1 protein-coding gene is annotated in these 1,786 nt (G+C 76.7%); it reads right to left on the reverse strand.

The window, feature by feature from the left end:
- Window positions 1–535: 535 nt before the first annotated feature.
- Window positions 536–1,786: phytoene desaturase family protein (locus AOK18_RS29065; RefSeq protein ID WP_055696248.1), on the reverse strand; the 1,251-nt coding region annotated here is incomplete at its 5' end.

Below are 1,786 nucleotides of genomic sequence, written 5' to 3' on the forward strand. Positions count from 1 at the left end.
GCGGCCCGCCGGGGGTGGGGCCGCCCTCGGCGGGCCGCACGGGGATCATCCGGCGGAGGGGTTCGGGAGCCGGGCGGCTCCGTGGTGGTCCTTGCGCGGCCCGCCCCTCGTCCGGCGGGACCCGTGCGACGGGTCCGCCGGACGAGGGGCGGGGATCACCTCGGCGTCCCCGCGGGGGAGGCCGGCGTGGTGGACGCGTGTGCCGTGTGGGGGACGGGCATGCGTGAAGCTCGCTTTCCGGCTGACGGGTTCGGTCCCGGGACGCGCGGCGAAGGGTCCGCCCGCGCGGGTGGACGGTGCCGTGTCCGCCCGCGCCGGCCCGTCCGGGAACGGACTCGTTCCGCTTCGACGGGCACCGCGGGAGGGCGGCCGGGCCGCGGAGCAGGCTCCGTGACCGGCGAAGGCCCGGGGGCCGAACTGAGGTGCTACGAATGTCATTTGTATCAGCTCACGGCCGCGGCACGGGCGACGGGCGGTGCCGGCCGGCCCGCTCGGCCGGGCCGGGACGGGTCCGGCTCCCCCGGTGCGGCCTGCGTCAGCCGGCCTCCAGCACCGCCATCGCCGCGTTGTGGCCCGGCACCCCGCTCACCCCGCCGCCGCGCACCGCGCCCGCGCCGCACAGCAGGACGTTGGCGTGCCGGGTCTCCACGCCCCACCGGCCGGTGCCCTCCTGCGCGTGGGGCCAGGACAGCGCGCGGTGGAAGATGTTCCCGCCGGGCAGCCCGAGTTCGCGTTCCAGGTCCAGCGGGGACTTCGCCTCCAGGCAGGGGCGTCCGTCCGCGTCGGTCGCCAGGCAGTCGGCGAGCGGTTCGGCCAGATGGGCGTCGAGCTGGGCGAGCGTCGCGGCGAGGAGTTCCTCGCGTACGGCGTCGTGGTCGCGGGCGAACAGCCGGGCCGGGGTGTGCAGTCCGAAGAGGGTGAGGGTCTGGTAGCCCCGGGCGGCGAGCTCCGGAGAGAGGATCGTCGGGTCGGTGAGCGAGTGGCAGTAGATCTCGGAGGGCGGCGCGGCGGGCGGGTCGCCGGCGGCGGCCTGTGCGTGCGCGGCGGCCAGTTGCCCGTACCCCTCGGCGACGTGGAAGGTGCCGGCGAACGCCTCGCGCGGGTCGACGGAGCCGTCGCGCAGCCTCGGCAGCCGGGTGAGGAGCATGTTCACCTTGAGCTGGGCGCCCTCGGCCGGGGCGGGGGGCGTGTCGCCGGTGAGCGCCGCCAGTTCCCTCGGGGAGGCGTTCACCAGGACGTGCCGGGCGGTGGTGACGCCCTCGCCGTCGGCCGTGCGGTGGGTGACCTCCGCGGTGCGGCCGTCCGTGTCGATGCGCACCGCCTCGTGACCGGTGGCGATGACGGCACCCGCGTCGCGCGCGGCCGCGGCCAGCGCGTCGGTGAGGGCGCCCATGCCGCCGACCGGCACGTTCCAGTCGCCGGTGCCGCCGCCGATGACGTGGTAGAGGAAGCAGCGGTTCTGCTGGAGCGTGGGGTCGTGCGCGTCGGCGAAGGTGCCGATGAGGGCGTCGGTGAGGACCACGCCCCGGACCAGGTCGTCGGTGAAGTTCTCCTCGACGGCGACACCGATCGGTTCCTCGAACAGGGCCCGCCAGGCCTCCTCGTCGTCGACGGTGCGGCGCAGTTCCCCACGGGTGGGCAGCGGCCCGGTGAGGGTGGGGAAGACGCGCTCGGCGACGCGGCCGGTCATGCCGTGGAAGCGCCGCCAGGCCCGGTACTCGCTCCCGGAGCCGGTGAGCCGGGCGAACGCCTCGCGGGTGCGCCGCTCGCCGCCGCCGACGAGCAG

The organism is Streptomyces prasinopilosus, assembly GCF_001419695.1.
Taxonomy (GTDB): Bacteria; Actinomycetota; Actinomycetes; order Streptomycetales; family Streptomycetaceae; genus Streptomyces; species Streptomyces prasinopilosus.